This is a genomic window from Neiella litorisoli (genome assembly GCF_014773395.1).
GTDB lineage: Bacteria > Pseudomonadota > Gammaproteobacteria > Enterobacterales > Neiellaceae > Neiella > Neiella litorisoli.
Genome location: NZ_JACXAF010000003.1, coordinates 229,166 through 249,902, shown reverse-complemented (window position 1 = coordinate 249,902; position 20,737 = coordinate 229,166). Strand labels below are relative to the sequence as shown.

The window sequence follows — 20,737 nt, the reverse complement described above, 5'->3', positions numbered from 1 at the left end:
GGCGCGTTGCAACGGTAAATCATTAGAATACGCCACGTTGCTGCTTATATGGGTCAACTATTGCAGCAACAGCCCTCGGCAAATTACCGACCGCGCCGATAGCTCGCGAGTTTTCCCCTTGCATCATGTCGCGATTACGATAAGCAATTGCGACATAAGTCAGAGTAGCTAACTGCAATATTTTAGGCGGCGATTCAAGCTCCATCGTTGAGAACCGAGTACCACAATACAAATCTATCGCCTGACCACATTGCTCGATTAAATTTAATAGGTATCCGTCATCCAGAGTAAAGGAATCCATTAAACCTAAGTGTCGCTTTACGTCGCGTAAGCTAACATAGCGGCTGACACATCCTGTTTGAAAGAAAGGATCGTCAATACTCATTTAAAACCCTCCCGTTGACGAACTTCTTCAGGGCTTAATATTTGTGCATCAATCGCAGCCTTGTAAGCCTCATAACGAGTCTTAACGTCTAACCGTTGGATCTCACTCAGATTGAATGCGATTGGCTGGCCCAACTTCAAGCTAAGCTCTGATTCAAGTTCAATCATGTAAGGCTGTAGCGTGTTAGTGAGCAATGATTTTTGACTGGCTCCCAACTCGTCATAACGCGCGCCGTGTTGCGAGTTTTGAAGCCAGATCTTGTCCAGATTGAACATGCGAGCAACTTCATCAACGCTGAATCGACGCGACTCCAGAAATTCAGCGTCAACATTGCTTAGCGCGATTGACTTCCAACTTCCGCCACCTTCCAGAATCAGCGTGTCACCACTTGTCCGCTTGCTTAATGACTCTCTGAATTTTTGGCCTGCTGTAGCCCCCAGCGCAGCCGGAAATTCAATGATCCCATTTGGCCGTAGGCCATTTTTAACTTGGTCAGCGGCTTGGTTCTGTTGAGCTAAACCTAGCCCCACCGATTCACGACAAACGCCTATCGGACTTTTACCCACCAGCCCGTCGTAGGCATTGATCTTGAAGTGCAGCATATTGCTGCGACCTACAGGCTTGCCATCGACCAAATAGCCTTTCAGCTTATGGGGTGGCTCAATGACGGTACTCACCCTGCTTGAATGTAAGAACTCCACCTTGTCGAGTTGACCAGTGCGCTTCCAGCGTAACCGGCTGTATGCGTTACCGGTCAGCAGTAAGTTTTGCATGACAGCAGAGCGCCAATGGTAGGCGGTCATCACGCCATCAGGGGATTGGTTCAACACGTCATCAAGCGCATTTGTTGATGCGCTTAGTGGATAGCCAGCAACACCTTTGCTGATAAAGCTGACAGCAGAGAACACAGCAGTTAATGCTTGTGCCGTAGAGCTATCAACGGCCACGCCAGAGCGACTATTTGCCGTTCCCAGCAATGCCTCAAGCTCAGGTAAGGTATAAGCGCTTCGGGTTTCTTTTTGCTTAAACGGCCACATCAGATATCACCTCGCAGTCAGTGGCTAAATAAGCCGGTGTTGCGGTCATGGTGATTTCGTCTATCTCTGCTTCGGTCACAATTCGCAGCGGCACCTTGCCTGCAAAATCCCATTCTGAGTTCAAGACGCGCATACGGAATGAACAGCCTCGCAAGTCGCCCCGCTCAATGAGTTTCGATAGGTCATTGGCTGTTGTGGTATCGGGTAAGTCGCATTCAAACTGCAGACCGGTTTTAGTATCTTGCAGCCGCAACGTCCCAGAGCTGGTGCGCCCAAGTAGGTTCTGCGGGTCATGCTCAGATAAACAACGGACATCAGCCTTTTTAAGTGATTGTTTAAATGCGCTGGGTTTAATCATTTCAATAAAGCCGCCAAGGTTTCGGCTGTTGCTGTAGTAGGCGGCGGCGGTTCCACGGATCTTCATGGCGGTCACTCCTCAAAAGGGTGCCATCCTTGGCAACGGCTCAGCTTAAGCAGTAACGGCTTTTAAAAGCGCTTTGTGGTCAGCAAGACCAGCGGCGCTATAGATATAGCTGTAATATTTCACTTGGCCTTTTTCGGTCACTCGATCCACTACCGAACCCATCGCGCCGGTATGATCAACGGTAAACATGCCGCGGTTGAAATCACCGAAGTAACAGCTACCAGCGGTTAGTTCTTCGCACACGTCCACGGCGTAACCCAAGAAGCGAGTCGAACCACCATTTTCAACAGAGCCTACAAGCGGTTTTCCATCGGCGTCTTTTAGTGACTCCCAACCAGTCAACACATCTTCAGAGACTAACCAAACTGACTTCGAGCGATAGGCGCGTTTTAGTGTTTTGGTGAATGCTCGCAGCGCATCAACATCGTTTAAGCCAGTCACTGTTTCAGAGCGAATTTTGCCAAACTCAAAAGCACCAGCATTTAAAGTCGCGTCGTTCAACACATCAGCAAAGCGTTGGTTTTCAGACTCGGAATAAGCGGTGGAAACGGCCTGATTGACGAAGCCCTGAATGTCAAAACCTGAGTTCATATCAAGCAAGTGTTGGCTGACTTTCGGCTGTGCGTAAACTTCGCTCAGCGTAGCGCTTGCCATCGCCAGTGTTGGGGTTGCAGTCTCGCCACGGGCGTCATTCTCTGCGGCTTCGGCCACGGTTGCGCCGTTAAGCTGAACAGGCAACTGGTATTCATGCGTCCCAGTCGTTTTGTTCATCGCCAATCGGCGGATCGGGCTATTGTCGGTGAGCGCTGTCATAATCTGGCGCTGCACTTCTGGGATCATCACATCATTAGTGTTGCCAGTGTCCATCGAGCGTTCGCTGATTTCATCATTCAGCAGGAATGCGCGCAGCTCAGCATCAGTAGGCATTTCAAAAGTGCGAGACTCCCCACCTGCTGCATCGCCAACATCGCGCAGCTCTACCGACTCAGCAGCTTCAATTGTTGACTGCAACTGCTCGCATTCAGCTTTCAGCGCGGCAAACTGTTCTGACTCAGCGGTGGTCATGCTGCGGGTCTCTGCTTCGGCTGCTGCAACAATGCCGCGAAGCTCATTGGTTTTTGCTGCCAGCGCAGCGCGTAATTTTGCAATTTTCATAAGTTGGGCCTTCCCATTGATAAATTTCGTCATTTCTAGGTATATAGAAATAAAAGCTCAAGATCAATAGTTATCCACAATTTATCCACAGCAAGATATTAGGAGGTGGTGTGAGCGAAAATTTGACGAAGGCGCTGGTGTCCGCCCTGCCACCCCCAGAGGAATAGCGTTATTGGTTAGTTCGGGTTTCCACGTAACGCTTGGCTAACTCGACTGAGCCGAAACATTCAATGACGCGTTCAATGGCGTTGATTTGCTCCACGGGGTGTTGAATATCATTAACCCGTTGCAGCCATGATCGAACAGTTGTAGTTGGTATGTTCATAGATAAATCCTTTTATCTGGTGTAGCCCTAATCCGTGGGCTGTCTTTGAATTATAGCAGTGGTTAAATTAACCAGCCCCTTTATATACTTATTAAATTAGAAAATTGGTTAAATTGGTGAATATGAGTGTATTCAGCAACTTACGATGGCACCAATTCTAATTTAACCAATTTACCAGTTTTATCAGGGGGGCACCCTCGGTGGTTAGTAAGCAACTGATACAGCTTTGCTGCCGGAGCTTCACTATCACCTTTAAGCACTCGCCAACGGTGTCCGTTGTTCCAATTCTCACCTGTATGCAAGTCGAGCAGCTTAGTAGCGCGGCTACGTGATAGTTCACAACCGTCATGGATAGCTTTAATAAGTTCTGTACGCCGACTGATTCCTTTACTAATTAGATGCTCAATGTAATTGATGTTATCCACGTTACTTTGAACCGAACGCTGAACTTCGGTTAACTCCGCATCACTAGATGATACTTTGCTGATACTGTTTATCAGTTGGTTGTAGGTCTGCTTCTCATATCGAACAAATGAGTATGACGCCGATAACTCATTATCTCCACGCAGCTTGCCGCCGACCTCTGGTGAAGCTTCAAATGTCACGTAGTACTTCGTGACATCATCATTTAGCTTACTGCTCTTAACATCAAGAACATAAACAGCGTCAGCATCGTTAACCGTCCCTTGAGTGCCTTCATAGCGATTTTTCCCCGCTTCCGATTTGTTTTTGTTGGTGTGGCCTAGCACTAACATTGTGCCGCCAGCATTGATAAAACGCCGTGATAACTCTCCAAAGACCTTGGTTGACTCATGATCCATTGAGTTAAAGAACCGCCGTAATGTATCCATGACTATAATGACGCCCCTAGCCTCGTTGGCTGATATAAGGCGTTCAATCAGCGGGTATAGGTCATCACTGTGAAAGCCGTTGTGCCCTGGAACTAGCATATTCATTTTGTACTGTTCAAACAGACTGGCTTTAGTTGCGGCACCTCGGGGGGTGTCATCCGCATTCACATAGATCACCCTTGTCGGATCTATGTCACCCTGCTTCGCAGCTTCAATCAGAAAATGTACCGTTAACAGTGTCTTTCCTGAATTTGGAGGCGCAAAGAAAATTGTGATCTGATTCATCAGTACCAGCCTTTCAAGCGCGAAAACATCCCGTTCAAGACTGGCCAGCATTTGTTGAGACTGACCACAAATGCTCATTCCTCTGACCTCTGAAAGCGGTGACGAATGAATCACAGGGTTATTCCTACACCAACTTTTAAACGCTTCAACGCCGCCCATACCACCTTCACGGGCAAGCGCTGTAACAGTGGCAAAGGTTACACCGCCGCCTGCATTGTATGACCGCCAATGTTTGCTAACGTCCGACTCACCGGCGTATTTGCAGCCGCCAGCGCTCCATTTGTTCAGCAGATCAAACGCCTGCTGGTCATGCCCGAAGCGATCCACGGTTCCGGCAATAACGGCTGCCCACTGCTGATATTCCAAATCTGGATCAATGTGAGATAAGCAACGTTTGAGATAGTCGAGTGAGCTGGGCGTTACCGGCTTGCTGACTTGCGGTAATGCAGCAACCGGCGCGGCGCTTGCCAAAATTTCACGGATAACCGGCGGCGCAGGTGGTGGAGTGAAATTGGTTGCTTGGGTCTTACGGTCTGCGACAAATATCAACGCCTTTCCGGTTTGAACATCAACTGCCGGTAGCAAGGCACCAAGCGCTGAATTTTTGCCGTAGTCATCCGAGCCAGCAAACAGATAATGAACACTGCGCCCGTTGTCATCCCATTGATATTTTGCCTGTTGCAACTCGCACAGTGGCAACCCTAACGCCTCGGCAAGCTCGGCCTCTGACGGTGCGTCGGGTTTATCATCCAGATCGACCAGTACATAATTGCCGAGTAGGTAAGCCGTTCCACCGCCTTTGGCGTTGCGTAATGCGTTTTGCTGAGCTGCTGGTGCTTTAACTAAATTCATGCTGCGGCACCTCTATACCCGCATCCCTGCAATACTCAAAGATATTTAAATCGCCTTGCTTGAATGTGATCTGATTGCAAATCCAAACATACGGGTTAGCTTGCTCAAACTCTATCCATTGGGTGTAACTGAGCGTCGATTCAGGAACCAATATTTCAAAATATCGCCCATCAATCACACCCTCGCGCGACTGCTGAATCGTCCAAACACTAAGTTGATCCGACGGAACACCAAGTTGTTTTGGCAAATGCTCAAGGTGATCAAGCTCATTGATTGCAGGTTGCCACCAACCAAGAGGTTTGACGTGCGTCAGGTTATCAAGCCGGATCACCCGAGCATTGCTAACAGAGCAAGTCAGCTCATGCGGCACAGGCGTTGTGTTAGCTCTAGTTAGATAGCGCGCCAGTGGTGAATTAATGACTAGGCAATTAAGGTCATCGCGCCATTTGTAGCCGTCCGTCATGACGCACCTCCTGCTAGTCTGGCTGCGCAATCGAGCCACGTTGCAGCAGCAACGCCAAGCAGGAAGCAGTCAAACTTGCTCACATTGATTGATTGCCAAAAACTATCATTTGACTTATATTGATAACCAAGAAAATCATGGTAATTCCTCTTACCGGTTTGAGCCTCGGCGTAGTGGTCTACGTTCGGGGCTTTCTTTTGTTTTATCATGCGTTGAATCCCCCTTTGGCCAGCCATTCATCGACATCACTCTGACGCCAAGCTACTCGTTTAGGGGAGAGGCGGATCGGCTGAGGAAATTCACCTTTACGGCGCATACGATCCAAGGTTGGTTGACTCACTCCTAAAAAATTCTGGAGTGATTTTTTACTGATTAACTTGTCTTGCATTTTAATAACCCTCGGTGACTTGTGTTGGTTCGAGAATTATTAAAAGCTTATCCGCACCACGTAACTAGGGGGCAGAATGAACAAAAATCCATAACACTATGTTTTTGTTAAGTTTATAACTTTTTGTTTTATAGAAAGCTCAAGGTTTTTAGACTCGATAAACTCTACAAAACGGCGTTGGCGTCGCCTTATGTCTTTGACGGAGGACCAGCCTTTAAAAACGCATCCATAGCGAAAAACAATTGCGTTTAATATAGCTTGATCACTAATACCCAAATTGTGCTCAATATTTTTTCTCTGGATTTCCAGATAGAAGTTCTGAACCTCTCGTTCTTCAAGAGACTTTCGGTTTTCTCCCACCTCGAGAATCTCCCTCGCAGCCTCCAACTGGGTTTCTTGGCTCGCAGGTTCGGCTTTTAAGCGTGATAAAACCTTTTTGCTTACATTGCCATGTCGATCTGAGGAAACCATTGCTTCTAACCTACTAATTAGTTTATCAATATCCGCACCAACAACATGCTTATCGACAACAGACAGATTGCCAAACTCGCTCATAAGATCGAAAGGCTGCTCTTGAAAGTCGAAAGTCACGGTGTTTTCGCCGCTCCCAAATACAATCAGGTTTTTCCCTTTGCTCGACGCTTTTTCATTAAATGATCTTCTCACACCACTTTCCTCCAAGCACCGATCCACTTTTGCAGTGTGAGCGCCGTGGGCGGTCGGTCTGTGTATTCGCTTAGTCGTTCAACCAACGTTACCGCGCAGCGGCTAGCTGGTTCGTTCTTGTGATACAACAACCAAAGTTCATTCGCCTTGGCTTTGAGATCTTCACGCGATAGCGCCACTGGCTTGTCCTGTATGAGCGCGGCAATGTGTTCAGCCCAAGCATCCATCACGGCTCTTTTCTGCTCGAATAACTTCTCATTATTTTGTCCAGCGACGTAAACGCGCAGCATGTCGGGCAATTCGTGATTAACAGAAAGCTCGACAATATGAATCGGCAGGCCCAGTGCAACAGAGCCGGTAATAAAGCTCCGACGCAAGTCGTGGACCACCCACTTGGGGATCGCAAAATCATCTTGTTTCCGCGCAATAGCCCGAGTTAGCGACTTTTCATCAATCGGGAAGCATCGTTTGTCGTCCAGCCCATACCCCTTCAAACGCAGGAAAAGTTCAACGGCTAAATCTGACAGTGGCACATCATGGGGCTTGCCGTTTTTGGTCATAGGCAAATGCCAGATTTTCTTTTTCAAATCGACGTGACGCCACTCAGCCCCAACGACTTCGGAGCGCCGTTGACCGGTCAAAATTAACAGCTTGATCGCTATCTCAGTCAACACACCTAACCCCAAGCCACCAATGATTGACCATACCGCCGCCAGTTCTTCATCGTCTAACGCTCGGGTTCTTGGTTCCGTCTTTCCACCCAATCGGCTTTTGTTAATCCCTGCTGTTGGGTTAGTGGTCAGGTAGTCCCGTTCAACGGCCCAGTTGCAGATTTGACGAAACAGGCCCAGTGCTTTTTTAGCTTGGCCTGCACTTCCCTTCTCAACAAGGGGATCAGTGATTGCGTGAACGTGGCGCTTTGCCAGAATAGCCAATTTGATGTGGCCTATCGGTGGTGCAATATTGGCGTCAATCACTTCTCGGGCTAACTCGGGGCGGCGGCGGTTCTTCTCGGCATCCAGCTTCAACCATCGTTGGCAAAGTTCGCTAACCGTCTTGGGGGCGCTCGCTGCTATTAACTCAGCTCTCGGATCGATACCTTCCCGAACAAGTGCCAGAGTCTCGTCATGTTTGTCCTCGGCCTCAGCCAAACTAATCTGCGGGTAAGTGCCATAATCAAGCCGCTTCTGCTGGCCCTCGAAGCTATACCGCCCCTGCCATGTGAATTTGCCCTTGATAGATTCGCGTAGCCCCAACCCATCTTCATGGTTGTGCAGCGACTGCCTACCTGTCGGATTGGCAAAAATACGCTCAACTTGTTTTCTTGAAAGCGCCATTCAAAACAGTTCCATGACTAATTACATGACTAATTATGGTGATTTTTAGTTAATTTAACTGACTTATTCAGACTTAGCAAACACCACTAAACTATTTGTTTTAAATGATTTTTATGTATCAAAATGACTATTCAAGATTTGTAAGTAAATAGGCATGGGGTGTCGGGGGTCGCAGGTTCAAATCCTGCCGTGGAGACCACCAAATTCAAAGGCTTAGCTTCTGCTAGGCCTTTTCTGCTTAAGCCCGATCAACATAGCCCTTAGGCTATGCCCCCCTCCGTCAACAACGCGCGGCGCTCAAGACCATCAGTTAGCCTGTTCTTGCTTATGCCAATCACGCCATCAATCGAGTGGTTGATAACCGCCTTCTCAGGGTGGCCACTCGGTAAGCGGACGATCGCCCATAAAAAAACCCCGATGATAGTCATCGAGGTTTTTTATTTGCATCAGCGTTAGCTGTTACAGTGCGATGCCCTGTTGGGTTGCCTTACTCTTAATGTAATTGGCCCAACCTTTGGCGGTCTTGCGAGTCGAAGGATCGTTAGCCGCTCTGGTCGCATAAGTATGCGCCGACTTCAGATCTTTCTTATACAAGTAAGCTTCCGCAATCATCATGTTCGCTGAGCCTTTCTTCTCAACGCCACTCTTAATTGCATTTTTAGCAGCTGCGATCGCTAAGTTATACTCTTCGATCATCAGATACATGCTTGCTTGCTTACGATACAAGTCACCATCGCCAGACAGTTTGGCAGCTTCGCCGTAGAACTTGGCTGCTTTATCGAAGTTCTTAGAACCGCGATACCCGTTGGCGATTTGGGTCAGCATCTTCTCATCACGCTTTACGTCACCGTTGTTGACGTGCTTTTCAAGCACCTGAGCAGATTTGTAAGGGATGTTCTGGTTGTAATATAACTGAGACAACGCTTTGAACTGGTTTTCCTTTGAGTACAAGCCTTTCTTGTACGCAAGGTCCATGGTTGCAAGTGCTTTCTCGTAGTCATCAACCAACATGTAGAACATGCCTAGCTGAGCCCACCACTTCTCATCTTCTGGGAATAAGCTAACAAGCTGTTCCAACACCTTAACGGAATTCTTGTATTGCTTACGCTCATAGTAAGAAGAGAGTTTCAGGACATATGGATTTTTGTCTGGCTTATCAGCAATCGCAATTGCTTTGTCAGCCAGCGGGATCATGTCGGCATAACGTTCCAGTTCATAGCTAGCTTGCGCCATACGAACGTAGACGTTTTTGTCTTCAATACCCGTATATTCCATCCACGCTTTATAGCTAGCAATCGCCTCTGTGTACATCTTCTCCTGCATTTGCAGGTCGCCGAGCAACTTAAGACCTTCTGCTTGTTCGCGTGGGTTCAATACCGCAGGCGCAACGGCTTTCTTAATGTAGCCGATCGCATCCTTAGTTTTGCCTTCTTCACCAGCCATTAAGCTGCCAATAAAGCGGTTTAAGTAAGCCTTATCGAACTCTGATTTCGGTTCAAGATCCATCAGCAGATCGAGGGCTTCTTTGACCTGGTCAGCAGAGTAAAGGTCATAGGCCTCGAAAACCTTTTTACCCACTTTCGGAGAAGCAACCTTAGTCTTGTGCTTTGGATACTTCTCTTTCAGTGCTTTGGTTAACGGGTCAACCTTTTTCTCTTCTTCTTTCTTTTTGGCCATGGCAGGCGCAGCGACGAACAACTGAGAAGACAGAGCAAAGACGGCGCAAAGCACACCTGTCAAAACAACGTTTTTGCGTTTCATTGTTTTTCTCCTTAGTTACCCAGTTTGAACTCTAGCACAACCTGTTGGTTGAACTGCTTCATCGCTTTACCGTCTTCAACTTTAGGCTTGTACTTCCACTTACGTAGAGCACGTTTTGCCTCTTTGTCGAATACGCGTTTCGGATCGGCATCGATCACGGTTACGTCTTCTACACCACCTAGCTCGTTAATGGTAAAGCTCATTTTAACCCAACCTTCTTTACCATCTCGGGCTGCCTTGATCGGATACTTAGGTTCAATCCGAACAATTGGTGTTGCTTCACCGTCACGGTTAATCGCCGTTGGCGCGGTGAATCCGCCGCCGCTCGAAGTTTCAATTCGTGGCGCATCTAGGTTGATAGATGGCGCTGAATTATCCACTGGGTCCGGCTCAACCGGAGGCGTCTTAGGCGGCGGTGGTGGCGGTGGTGGCCGTTTCCGAGTCATCGGTTTGGCTTGTTTCTCCGCAACCAAAATGTCGATTACCACTGGCTCACTGCCCTTATCGGGGGCTCGTGCACTGTTAGCAATCAGCTCAGCCATGAATACAAACAAGCCAAAGGTAACCGCGATGCCGACCAAAACTGATACGAGCAATCGCAACATATTAACCTCCAGATGCTGCAGCAATAGAGATCTTATCGATACCGGCTTCTTTGATCTGGTCCATGACCTTCACAACAATGCCATGCTTGGCTTCTTTATCAGCCTGAACCACAACGGTGTCGGTTGGCTGCTCAGCTAGCATACGCTCGATATTCGCCGTTACACGTTCAACATCGATCATACGACGGTCCATATGGACTTCACCGTTTTCTTTGATCGCGATGAAAATGTTGGCGCTAGGCTCTTTACTGGTGTTGTTAGCCTTAGGCTTGTTCACCTGAATACCTGCCTCTTTCACGAAAGAGGTGGTTACAATGAAGAAGATCAACATGATGAATACGATGTCGAGCATCGGCGTCATATCAATTGCTGCTTCTTCGTCTTCACGTCTTGTTTTACGTGCCATTTATCAATCTCTCTTAGTGATGTGGCAGGCTGTCAACCAATGAGGCCTTAGCCATTTTCACTTTTGCTTCGAGGCGTGAGCTAAAGAACACACCAGACAAAGCAGCTACCATTCCCGCCATAGTCGGAATTGTGGCCATGGAGATACCTGAGGCCATCAGACGAGGGTTACCGGTGCCCTGTGTGGCCATGGTTGAGAACACCTCAATCATGCCGGTAACGGTGCCAAGTAGTCCGATTAGAGGACACATGGCTACCAACGTTCTGATAACAATCATTCGAGCTGTAATACGTCCATTGGCGTCTGCAATCCAGTAATCTCGGATGCGGTGCGCAGTCCAGGACGTGGTATCCACTCGAGCATCCCAGCGAGCAATAATATCTTTACGCTCTTTTGGGAACACCCAGGTTAAAAACCAGTAGCGCTCGATCATTAAAATCCACATGAGGCCGAGCGCGAATGCAACAACGTAAAGTACGTTACCGCCGGTCGCCACAAAATCCCTGACGGTTTCCCAGAGGCCCATCAGGAATAACATTAGGCTTTCTCCTGCTCAGCGTGCTCGGCAACAATACCTGCACTTTGCTCGTCAATAATTGACAAGATGGTTTTGGCACGGCCAGCGGCCAAGCTGTGAGCCAGAATCAGAGGCAGAGCCGCGATCAGACCTTGAGCTGTAGTAACCAGAGCCATAGAGATAGAGCCTGCCATGATCTTCGGATCACCAGTACCGAACAGCGTAATCGATTGGAAGGTACCAATCATACCGGTCACTGTACCCAATAGACCCAACAGCGGAGCAATAGCTGCGAAGATCTTAATCAGCGAAATACCGCGCTCAATTTTTGGAAGTTCACGCAGAACCGCTTCATCCAATTTCAGCTCGAGAGTTTCCAGATCAACGTCTTTGTTTTGCTGACCAACCATCAAGATACGACCCAGAGGGTTCTTGTCGCTTGGGTTGCTAAGGTTTTTCTGTTGCGCACGGATTTTACCGCCGACCAAAGTCAGAACAACGATACGCTCAAGAGCAATCAACAAGCCAATTGCCAGCACACAGGTAATGATGTAACCAACAACGCCACCTTGGTGATAACGCTCAGTCAACGTTGCTTTCTGCATCAACAGACCCAAGATTTGACCACGAGATGGGTCAATGAAGACTGGGCCAACACCAGAGTCAACATTCATGAATGACTGGATAGCAGAAACCATGTGGCTGCCTGGCTGACGACCTAGAGGCTGAACTTCGCCTTTAGCCGCATCGAAACGCAGGTAACCGTCTTGACCAACGATGCCGAAAGAACCGATACGAATCACTTCTTCGTTAACTACATCACCGTTCAGCTTGGTCACGTCAGTGTTGAAACGGACAACCTTGCCAGACTCGGTCATTTCAGTTTGCAGAGCAATCCACAGCTCTTCGAGCTCTTCCAATTTAGGAAGTGCTTTTGCTTCAGCCAGTTCTTCCAGCAATGCTGTACGACCTGGGTATTGAGCACTAACGACAGAAGTAGAGATACGGCCAACTGCTTCACCAGCAGAGCTACGTACAACACCGAACATCTCACCCAGGTTACCCTTGGCGTTTTCCAATTCAGTTTCTTTTTCTGCGATCAGGTCTTGGTTATCAGCGAACGATTGCTTGAGCTCTTCACCGCGTTGCAGTGCAGCAGCCAAGTCAGCTTTCGCTTTGTTAACGCGAGCCTTCATGTTGGTGCGGTCAGCGAGGAATTCTGCTTCACGCTTTTTGTTCAGTTTACGCTCAGAAACACGATCGCTTTTTACTTGCTCAAGTAATTGATCGAGAGTTTTAGAAGCGTCTGCTGCAGTTGCCGGCATTACCGCTGTAGCTGAAACAGCTACCGCTGCAGCGAAAAGAATTGATTTAGTCAGTTGCTTCATTTGGCAGTCTCCGCAGCACTAATTGGCAAAGTAACCAGATCAAATGGGGCTTGCTTACGCGCCATACGGATGGCAGTCGTAATTGGACGCAAGTATTCATCACCCAATTTAACCCACTCGCGAGTCGCGTTGTCCCAAACCCAAACGTTCTTCTGGTCCAGAGACTGAGCAACAAAAGCGATGCGGCCCAAGTGGAAGTAGTCAACAGAGATGTCGGTACCTTGATAGTTCAATTTACCTTCGTAAGCACGGATCTTCGTGCCGTACTCGTTCTCTACCATGTACGCTTCGATTACCAAGCGGAATTGCTCAGAAACAGAAACGTTAGACATTGTCATTGCGTCACGCAGTTTGCTGATGCGGTCTTGACGCTCGTCCATGTTAATTGGCACATCCAGAGCAACAAACTGCTCCAGTGTGTCGATCATGCGATACATCAATGGCACAACACCGCGCGCAGTGCGGTCAATGCTATCAATTTGGTCTTGCAACGAAGCAACGGCTTCTTCTTGGTCTGCGACCAGAACAGCAACGTGGTCGTTGTAGATTTTCTGATTTTCAATCTCGTCAAGAGTTGTACGGTACTCTTCGAGAAGGACTTGAGTTTGGTCTACGACGTTATCAATTTTTGCTTGTGATTTAGCTGCATCTTTGTGGATTGCAGCACTCGCTTTTTGTACGTCGGTAAGAGGCTCTGAGATAGCCGTGCCTGACACGACCATAGCGCCTGCAAGCGCAGTAGCTACCAGGCTTCTCTTGATCAATTTGGACATAGTTCCCAACCAACAATCGAATTGAACGGCCCCGCGATTAATTCACTGAACTAAAGGGGGGTATGAAGCTTTCATTAGTTTTTTATCACCATCCTATTAATGGCGATAATGGCGAAGAATGTTCTACCATTTACCCCAGCATGTCAACGCGATGGGGCGGCCCTGAAGGGGCTAAACTGTAGTTTATTGACAACAGTCAAATAAACCGGTTTCCCAATTTTTTCGAAGCCATTTTTATCGTTAGAAAACAAAAAGATAGAAATTAAAATTAACGATAAGCTGTTGATGTAACGACGATTTTTCAGCCGCATTTGTTGGAATCTCGAACTAATTTGATTGCAAACTCGATTTCACAGGCTGGTGATTAAATTTAAATATGTGATCACAATCTCACTACAGGAACCGTTCACATTTCTTTCACATCTGAAAGAACCCTGAAATTTTGTTTCTAAATGACATGGAGTTACGACTTTTCATGACAAACGTCATTTCATTTGAAAATATTTTCGCTGAGAGCCACGAATAATAGGGTTTGCGAGCCACCTCTCGGATCTGACAATTTTGATCGGAAAATTACATCTGTAAGCGATTTGCTAGCTAAATACAGGATTCCCCACGTCTTGCCAAAACTCAGCCATTAAAAAAGCCCGCTAGCGACGCTAGCGGGCTTTTTACAGGCGTTATGTGGGGCTGCTTAGAACTTAGCAGTCACACCGACGTAGTAGTAACGACGGACTGCATCGTAAACGTCTGCGGCCGTGTTAGTACCAGTTACGTCACCAGGTACGCCCTGACCCAAGAATGGAGGCTTCTTGTCAAACAGGTTGTCAACACCAGCGAAGAACTCGAAATTGTCGTTAAAGTAGTAACGAGCGTTCAAGTCATGGTAGGTGTAAGAACCGATAGTACCGTATGTTTCTTTAGAATCGTTCTCGACGTACACACCATCCAAGTAGCGCATGGTCCATGCAACTTGGTAGTCGCCGTTAGCATAGGTGGTACCGAAGTTGGCCTTCCAATCTGGAGCACCGATTTCACCTTGGCTATCAACTATCTCACCGCCAGCAAACGGTTCGAAGTCGTTGGTCATTGAGTGGTTACCGATGAGGTTAAACATCAAGTCGCCACCGTAGAAGTCCATGCCGTAGTCGATAGTGAAGTCAACACCTTCGGCTTCAAACGTCGCAACGTTAATTACTTTGTCATCGATACGCAGAATCAAACCAGTGTTCGGATCACGCTCAATCAGCGAACAGAATGGGTTGCTTGGGAAGCTGCTCTGGCGAACACACTGGTCAGCAGTGGTTTGCGCACTAAAGCCGTTGATCGCGTCGTCTACAGTGATTTTGTAGTAGTCGACGGTCATGCTCAAACCTTCAACTTGAGAAGGCGAGTAAACGAAACCAAAGGTCTTGGTATCTGACTCTTCTTCTTCCAAGTCTGGGTTACCAGCGGCTAGACCACCAGCACTACGGATGTTAATTGCAAATGGGTCAAGCGTAGCAGTGCCTGGAATAGCCGCACAGTTTGCTTGTACTTCAGCGCTTTGCTCTTCATAAGTTTCACCAGTTGCACTGGTGCCACCGCGGCCACCGAGAGCACATGGGTCAACTACGTCACGGAAGGTTTCTGAACCTGGGTCAAACAAGTCGTTGATGCTTGGCGCACGTACCGCAGTCGAGATACTACCACGAACCATCAAGTCTTCCATTGGACGCCAGTCCAAACCAACTTTATATGTGCTGTTAGTACCTACAGTGCTGTAGTCAGAGTGACGAGCAGCAAATTCGAAGCCCAAGTAATCAGCAAATGGTACGCCATCTAATACTGGCACAATACCTTCGACGAAGAACTCATGAACGTCATAAGAACCTTTGGTGTTTGGCGTGGTGTTACCAGAAGTCAAACCAGACTGAGCCAGAGAGTCAGAGTTGAACTTACTCTCTTCTTCACGCCAGTCATAACCAACGGCCATTACAACTTCACCAGCAGGCAGTTCAAATACTGGACCAGAGATCACAGCACCAATCGCTTCTTGCTCCATGCGAGAAGTCAGCTGGCTATCAACAGCAACCCAATCCAGCGCCTCGCCTTCAATTGAACCGCGGCCAAATACGTTGATTGGCACACAACCTAGATCGCGTGCAAAGTCATCAGCACACTGATAACCGCCTTCACCATCTTCTTCAACACGCAATGCGTTGTAGAAGTTCAGGGTGTTGAAGACACCACCGTTAGTTTGGTCTTGGCTGAAGTTACCGTACTGGTAGTAAACTTCGTAGTCCCATTCATCGGCGATAGTACCTTCCAAACCGAATGCGGTACGGAATACTTTACGCTGCACATCACTAGTACGAGGACCAAGCTCAACAAAACGGCGGTACATAGTGATTTCTTCTGCATCTGGGTTTGCTACCAGAGCAGCATCACGCAATTCTTCTGGAACAAATGGGTTTGCCAGAGGAATACGGATGTTAGGAATACTGTTACCAACACTGATGAACTCACCAGTAATGGTTGGTTCCAAACGAGAATCAGAGGTCAGCTGGTTGTAAGAAGTTTCAGTGAAGAAACGCATTTCATCAGTAATGTCATACGTGATGTTGGCATTCATCTGGTAGCGCTCAGATGGAACACGAATGATACGCTCACCGTTACGGTTGAAGCCATCTTCAGCAGCTACGAAAGGCTTGTCCCAAAGGCCAGTTGACTCGTTTTGAGTAATCAATGCCGCATTAGGGGTACCTGCACCAATTAAGAAGTTGCCTTTAGGGCCAAAGCTGGAGTTAACGGCATCAGCTTCAGACATTTTGCGGTCGCGGGAATAGAGAGGGTCTTTGCGGCTGTAACCGATGTATACAACTGCGTTACCTTTATCGCCAGCAAAGTTGCCACCAACTGTCGCAGAAATATCTTTTTCTTCGGCGCCACCTAAATCTGAATCACCATAACGCGTGTCAATCTGAAGGCCTTCGAAGTTGTCCTTCATGATGAAGTTAATAACACCAGCGATTGCTTCTGAACCGTAAACGGCGGCAGCACCACCAGTTACGACTTCAACACGCTCAACCAGGTTTACTGGGATCATTGACACGTCAACAGTTGTTGAACCAGCAGAGCCACCGATGTGACGGCGGCCGTTAACCAAGATCAGCGTACGCTCTGAACCCAAGTTACGCAGGTCAACTGTGTTCAAACCAGTCGTTGTAGTACGGAAGTTAGTACCAGTATCGGTAGAACCTGGGACACCAGCTGAAGGAAGGCGGTTAATGAAAGAAGCGATTTGGTTAACACCTGAAATCTGAATCGACTCTTCGTCGAATACAGAAATCGGCGACGTCGCTTCCAAGTCAGTACGCTTAATACGAGAGCCTGTTACCTGAATGCGTTCCGCATCACCTTTTTTAACTTCAGAAGTTTCTTCTGCTGCAAGAGCAGGAGCAACCGCTACGGTAGAAGCAGCTGCTACGCCGAAAACGGCAAAGCGCACTGCTGCTGCAAGTTTGTTGCTAGCAAACATGATTTATTTTCTCCCTGGACCACGTTGAGACGCGGTTTATTGTTTATGTGCCAGTTAAACTGACTATATTTCACCAAGTCATAGCGACCTGATCTGTCGCATCTGATATAACCACACTCAGAAATGTGACGTCAACAACTTTTTTAACATTGAGTAACAAAAGGCAGGCATTTAGAAACAAAAGTGAACAAACTACAAATTTTCTGATGTATACAATTTTATCTGCATGTTTTTCAATAGGTTAACCATATTGAAATATGCACTATTCACACTCAGAAACAAAATAATTATATGAAAATAATGAATAGTTATTCATGGTGCATATTCCGATAACTATTTGAGGCGACAAAAAAGATCTAAATCAAAGACAAATTCTTTTGTTAGACTACCGCCCTTGAAAAAAAACGAGAGTACACATTGGATTTTATTTCGCCAGAGATCTGGGCTCTGCTTAGTTTAGCGGCGTTTGTCGCTGGCTTTATCGATGCCATCGCCGGCGGCGGCGGACTGTTAACCATTCCCGCCCTGCTCTTCGCCGGACTTCCTCCTCACCTAGCGCTCGGAACGAATAAACTTGCAGCCAGCTTTGGCAGCTTAACCGCTAGCATCACCTTTTATAAGAAGCGTTTGTTTTTTCCTAATTTTTGGTTGATTGCCATGTGTTGCACGGCCATAGGCGCCGTGCTCGGTACTGTTGCCGCTTACTATACGAATCAGGACGTACTGGAAAAAGCATTGCCAATCATTGTCCTGTTTACTGCTGTTTATAGCTTGGTAACCAAACTCAAGACGCCATCTGATGCTAGCGACCCTCATTGCCCGCCGTCATCGCGCAAACAAGGTGTACAAGGCACTGTGCTCGGTTTTTACGATGGTATTGCCGGTCCTGGCACTGGCGCCTTCTGGACGCTTTCAACACTCAAGCTGCATAAGTTAGATTTGCTCTATTCATCGGGTGTTGCCCGCACCATGAATTTCATCAGTAACTTCGTCAGCCTGACCACCTTTGTCATCCTTGGCCAAGTCAGTTGGTTAATTGGCTTGAGTATGGGCGTTTGCATTATGGCTGGTGCCTATATTGGCGCCCATTCAGCCATCCGCTTTGGCGCCAACCTAATCCGGCCTATCTTTATTGCTGGCGTATCTTTATTAGCAATCAAACTTTGCTGGAACGCTTGGGCATGAGATCAATTCAGCAAACCATTGCACTGTTAGAAGCACGAATCTCGCAAGCCAAAGCGATGCTCCGCGACGCACCTGCTGATCATCAAGATAAGGTGCCAGCAATCAACTTTGATAACCTTACATTAGCAACGCCAGACGCCGATCTGCACAGCGCATTGGATCTCATTCTTAGCCAGATCAAACAATTAACCTCCGACCAGATCAAACATCAAAATGGCAATATTTCCTTACACAAGCTGGAGCTTATTGGCGATCACCTCGCTAAAATTTGGCGCATCATAACTGTTAAAAACCAGCGACCGAGAGCTGCGAGCAAGCCAAAGGCCGACTTTAACAAAAATTACAATATTGATTGGTCAAATATCGAGCAAGAACTGGCCAAGCTCAAAGGATTCGAGCAGCGTCTGGAGCAACAATTAACATTTTTGATCGATCAAGGCGCTTCTGCTGCAAAAACCAACTTCGCAAGGCAACGGTTGATGCGTTGTCAAGACACCATTAGTGTCATTGAAAACTCTCTCAAGGACTAAAGACTATGACTTTGTTTTCTCGCCTCAGTACTGTTTTCATCGGCTGGTTCTGTCTCCATGCAACATGTTTTGCCGCCAGTCTTGCTGTTCCTGAACATCTGCAAATCGTCACACTCAACGGTGAAAAACAAACTTGGTATTTGCTGATGGATAATGAGAACTATCCGTTGAATGAGGGCATCAATACCATCACCGTCAGGTATCGGGACCTGCTCGAATCAGATTACGATGACACTCACCAGACCGTGACCTCTGAACCTGTCTCCCTGACCTTTCACGCCGAATCACAAGGGCAATACCAACTGACTGCAGAGCGGCCACAAAACGAATCAGCAGCAGTCGCGTTTGCCAAAAAACCCACCATTAAAGTAGCCACTGTTTCTGGGCAAAACGTTGCGTTGTTAAAACCTGTCTATGCGCCGCGCGCAGCAGCGCCAACTACAGCAACCGATCATGTCAGTGCAACGCCTATAGCCGCTGCGCCAAACAACGCTGCCGCAGCAGCGAACTCGGCTTCATCAACAACGGCCGGTCAGATGCTTCGTTACTGGTGGCAACAAGCCGATCCGGCAACTCGACAGGCATTTTTGTCGGAGGTTTCCGAGCAAGCCAAGTAATTCACAAAAGCACGTTTGTCATTACCACGGTGTAGACTTATGTGTTATACCAAGCGAAGTAAATAGCCGCGAACGACAGGACGAGAGAGTTAATGATTTTCGACAACTTATACAATTATTACGAGCGCCTTATCGCCAACTACATCGCCAAGTTGCCATCACTGGAAGGCAAAGATCCTGAGTATTTAGCCGACCTTTGTTGCTTAGCGCTGAATCAATTACCAGCACGTTACATTCGACATGAAGTCGATATGGCGTTTTATCTGCCTGCATCTGAACGGCTAACAATGGAGATGAAAGTTCGCGAGGCTATTGATAAGTCGATTGAGTTTCTTGAGTCGGATGAATCACTAAGAAGTTAGTGAGTATAAATTGAAGGGTTGATGTTTGCATCAAAAGCTTGCATAGCGCGACTCTTTGAATCAATAAGTTACACTCAAATTTGCAGCATAAGTTTGCATAAAATTGCAGCGAAAGTCTGTCATACAACCAAATTGCCATAGTAAATTTACAACGCCCCGCATCGCAATTTTGCTAGCTGTTAGCGAACCGTAGATTCCCCCGGGTAAACCCGGGGTACTTACTCAGGCGAACCTTGTTTGGCTTTCTCCAAAAAGTTAGGTTTCAGCAAACGGCGTAACGCGTTTATGGACACAAATGAGTTACTGTTAGCTACTCTTATTAGGAATTTTATTAGCTCTTCTTTTTCCCGACCCAGCGCCCAACCTTTCCAGCGTAATCCGTGTAGCATTGCCCAAATTTTCTGCCGAGAAAACGCTCTTCTGGGATAACCTGAAACTGAGTGATGTAGGCCATGAAGACAAATACAAGTCCAAGAGCAATCAAATTGCAAAGATAGAATGCCCATCCAACCAAACATAGAGCCATCCCAAGGTACATTGGATTGCGTGTATAGCCATATATGTCTGACACCACCAAATGGCTTGAAGCATCTGGAACGCGTGGATCGACTGTTGTTTGGTGGTGCCGAAATACTTGCACACCACGTCCAATGACAATCAATCCAGCAATAGCGAAAAACCAACCTAAACCTTGAGTTGCTGGTACATCAAAAGAGAGCGGCTCAGTAACTTCCGATGATAACAACATGAGACTGGCTGTCAGTAGGAGCACAATGATTGGCGGGACCTTTAGCTCCAAGCTTGATAAATAAGACATGCTGCATCCTCGATTGAACATATATTTGAAACCTTTTAACGCTGCTCGTTAGTGGAGTCTCAAATGGTTGTAAAAAAGCAGGCAAAGC

General features: G+C 47.4%; 22 protein-coding genes. 4 read left to right on the top strand and 18 right to left on the bottom strand.

The window, feature by feature from the left end; translation table 11 throughout:
- Positions 1-22: 22 nt before the first annotated feature.
- From IC617_RS03245 to IC617_RS03165, 17 genes are all read right to left on the bottom strand, one after another.
- A complete protein-coding gene (locus IC617_RS03245) occupies positions 23-385 on the bottom strand; it encodes a head-tail connector protein (RefSeq protein ID WP_191143540.1) in 363 nt (120 codons plus the stop codon).
- Positions 382-1,422: a phage portal protein gene (locus tag IC617_RS03240; protein WP_191143539.1), complete on the bottom strand. Its 1,041-nt coding sequence runs from the start codon at positions 1,420-1,422 to the stop codon at positions 382-384. The genes IC617_RS03245 and IC617_RS03240 overlap by 4 nt, the downstream gene beginning before the upstream one ends.
- Positions 1,409-1,846, bottom strand: a complete 438-nt coding sequence (locus IC617_RS03235) for an HK97 family phage prohead protease (RefSeq protein WP_191143538.1) — start codon at positions 1,844-1,846, stop codon at positions 1,409-1,411. Before IC617_RS03235 ends, IC617_RS03240 begins: the two co-directional genes overlap by 14 nt.
- A 45-nt stretch (positions 1,847-1,891) precedes the next feature.
- Complete coding sequence (locus tag IC617_RS03230) at positions 1,892-3,001, bottom strand: phage major capsid protein (RefSeq protein ID WP_191143537.1); 1,110 nt, start codon at positions 2,999-3,001, stop codon at positions 1,892-1,894.
- A gap of 169 nt (positions 3,002-3,170) precedes the next feature.
- Positions 3,171-3,326, bottom strand: a complete 156-nt coding sequence (locus IC617_RS03225) for a hypothetical protein (protein WP_191143536.1) — start codon at positions 3,324-3,326, stop codon at positions 3,171-3,173.
- A 140-nt stretch (positions 3,327-3,466) separates the two neighbouring features.
- Positions 3,467-5,314: a PriCT-2 domain-containing protein gene (locus tag IC617_RS03220; protein WP_191143535.1), complete on the bottom strand. Its 1,848-nt coding sequence runs from the start codon at positions 5,312-5,314 to the stop codon at positions 3,467-3,469.
- Positions 5,301-5,777, bottom strand: a complete 477-nt coding sequence (locus IC617_RS03215; RefSeq protein ID WP_191143534.1) for a hypothetical protein — start codon at positions 5,775-5,777, stop codon at positions 5,301-5,303. The genes IC617_RS03220 and IC617_RS03215 overlap by 14 nt, the downstream gene beginning before the upstream one ends.
- Positions 5,778-5,982: 205 nt before the next feature.
- Complete coding sequence (locus tag IC617_RS03210; RefSeq protein ID WP_191143533.1) at positions 5,983-6,165, bottom strand: helix-turn-helix transcriptional regulator; 183 nt, start codon at positions 6,163-6,165, stop codon at positions 5,983-5,985.
- Between the two features lie 96 nt (positions 6,166-6,261).
- The gene (locus IC617_RS03205) at positions 6,262-6,831 is read right to left on the bottom strand and encodes a hypothetical protein (protein ID WP_191143532.1); all 570 of its coding nucleotides are present in this window, start codon (positions 6,829-6,831) and stop codon (positions 6,262-6,264) included.
- Positions 6,828-8,168, bottom strand: a complete 1,341-nt coding sequence (locus tag IC617_RS03200; RefSeq protein ID WP_191143531.1) for a tyrosine-type recombinase/integrase — start codon at positions 8,166-8,168, stop codon at positions 6,828-6,830. Before IC617_RS03200 ends, IC617_RS03205 begins: the two co-directional genes overlap by 4 nt.
- A gap of 459 nt (positions 8,169-8,627) precedes the next feature.
- Positions 8,628-9,929, bottom strand: a complete 1,302-nt coding sequence (locus IC617_RS03195) for a tetratricopeptide repeat protein (RefSeq protein ID WP_191143530.1) — start codon at positions 9,927-9,929, stop codon at positions 8,628-8,630.
- Positions 9,930-9,940: 11 nt separating this feature from the next.
- Positions 9,941-10,534, bottom strand: a complete 594-nt coding sequence (locus IC617_RS03190) for an energy transducer TonB (protein WP_191143529.1) — start codon at positions 10,532-10,534, stop codon at positions 9,941-9,943.
- A gap of 1 nt (position 10,535) precedes the next feature.
- The gene (locus IC617_RS03185; protein WP_087507168.1) at positions 10,536-10,940 is read right to left on the bottom strand and encodes an ExbD/TolR family protein; all 405 of its coding nucleotides are present in this window, start codon (positions 10,938-10,940) and stop codon (positions 10,536-10,538) included.
- Between the two features lie 13 nt (positions 10,941-10,953).
- Positions 10,954-11,478, bottom strand: coding sequence for a MotA/TolQ/ExbB proton channel family protein (locus IC617_RS03180; RefSeq protein WP_087507167.1), 525 nt, complete (start codon positions 11,476-11,478; stop codon positions 10,954-10,956).
- Positions 11,478-12,845 carry a MotA/TolQ/ExbB proton channel family protein gene (locus IC617_RS03175; protein ID WP_191143528.1) on the bottom strand — a complete coding sequence of 456 codons (1,368 nt, stop codon included), beginning with the start codon at positions 12,843-12,845 and terminating at the stop codon, positions 11,478-11,480. Before IC617_RS03175 ends, IC617_RS03180 begins: the two co-directional genes overlap by 1 nt.
- Complete coding sequence (locus IC617_RS03170) at positions 12,842-13,609, bottom strand: DUF3450 domain-containing protein (RefSeq protein WP_191143675.1); 768 nt, start codon at positions 13,607-13,609, stop codon at positions 12,842-12,844. The genes IC617_RS03175 and IC617_RS03170 overlap by 4 nt, the downstream gene beginning before the upstream one ends.
- A gap of 703 nt (positions 13,610-14,312) precedes the next feature.
- Positions 14,313-17,138, bottom strand: coding sequence for a TonB-dependent receptor plug domain-containing protein (locus IC617_RS03165; RefSeq protein WP_191143527.1), 2,826 nt, complete (start codon positions 17,136-17,138; stop codon positions 14,313-14,315).
- 417 nt (positions 17,139-17,555) lie between these two features.
- Between IC617_RS03165 and IC617_RS03160 the strand changes: the two genes are divergently transcribed.
- The 4 genes from IC617_RS03160 (at position 17,556) to IC617_RS03145 (ending at position 19,832) form a co-directional block, all read left to right on the top strand.
- Entirely contained in the window at positions 17,556-18,323 is a 768-nt protein-coding gene (locus tag IC617_RS03160; protein WP_191143526.1) for a TSUP family transporter, read from the top strand.
- 92 nt (positions 18,324-18,415) lie between these two features.
- The gene (gene priC, locus IC617_RS03155) at positions 18,416-18,853 is read left to right on the top strand and encodes a primosomal replication protein PriC (RefSeq protein WP_191143525.1); all 438 of its coding nucleotides are present in this window, start codon (positions 18,416-18,418) and stop codon (positions 18,851-18,853) included.
- Positions 18,854-18,858: 5 nt separating this feature from the next.
- Positions 18,859-19,470 (top strand): DUF2057 family protein, encoded by a 612-nt coding sequence (locus tag IC617_RS03150; protein WP_191143524.1) that lies wholly within the window; start codon positions 18,859-18,861, stop codon positions 19,468-19,470.
- A gap of 92 nt (positions 19,471-19,562) precedes the next feature.
- Positions 19,563-19,832, top strand: a complete 270-nt coding sequence (locus IC617_RS03145) for a late competence development ComFB family protein (RefSeq protein ID WP_191143523.1) — start codon at positions 19,563-19,565, stop codon at positions 19,830-19,832.
- A 331-nt stretch (positions 19,833-20,163) separates the two neighbouring features.
- On the opposite strand, the gene IC617_RS03140 is transcribed toward IC617_RS03145, so the two are convergent.
- Complete coding sequence (locus IC617_RS03140; RefSeq protein ID WP_191143522.1) at positions 20,164-20,649, bottom strand: methyltransferase family protein; 486 nt, start codon at positions 20,647-20,649, stop codon at positions 20,164-20,166.
- Positions 20,650-20,737: the final 88 nt, after the last annotated feature.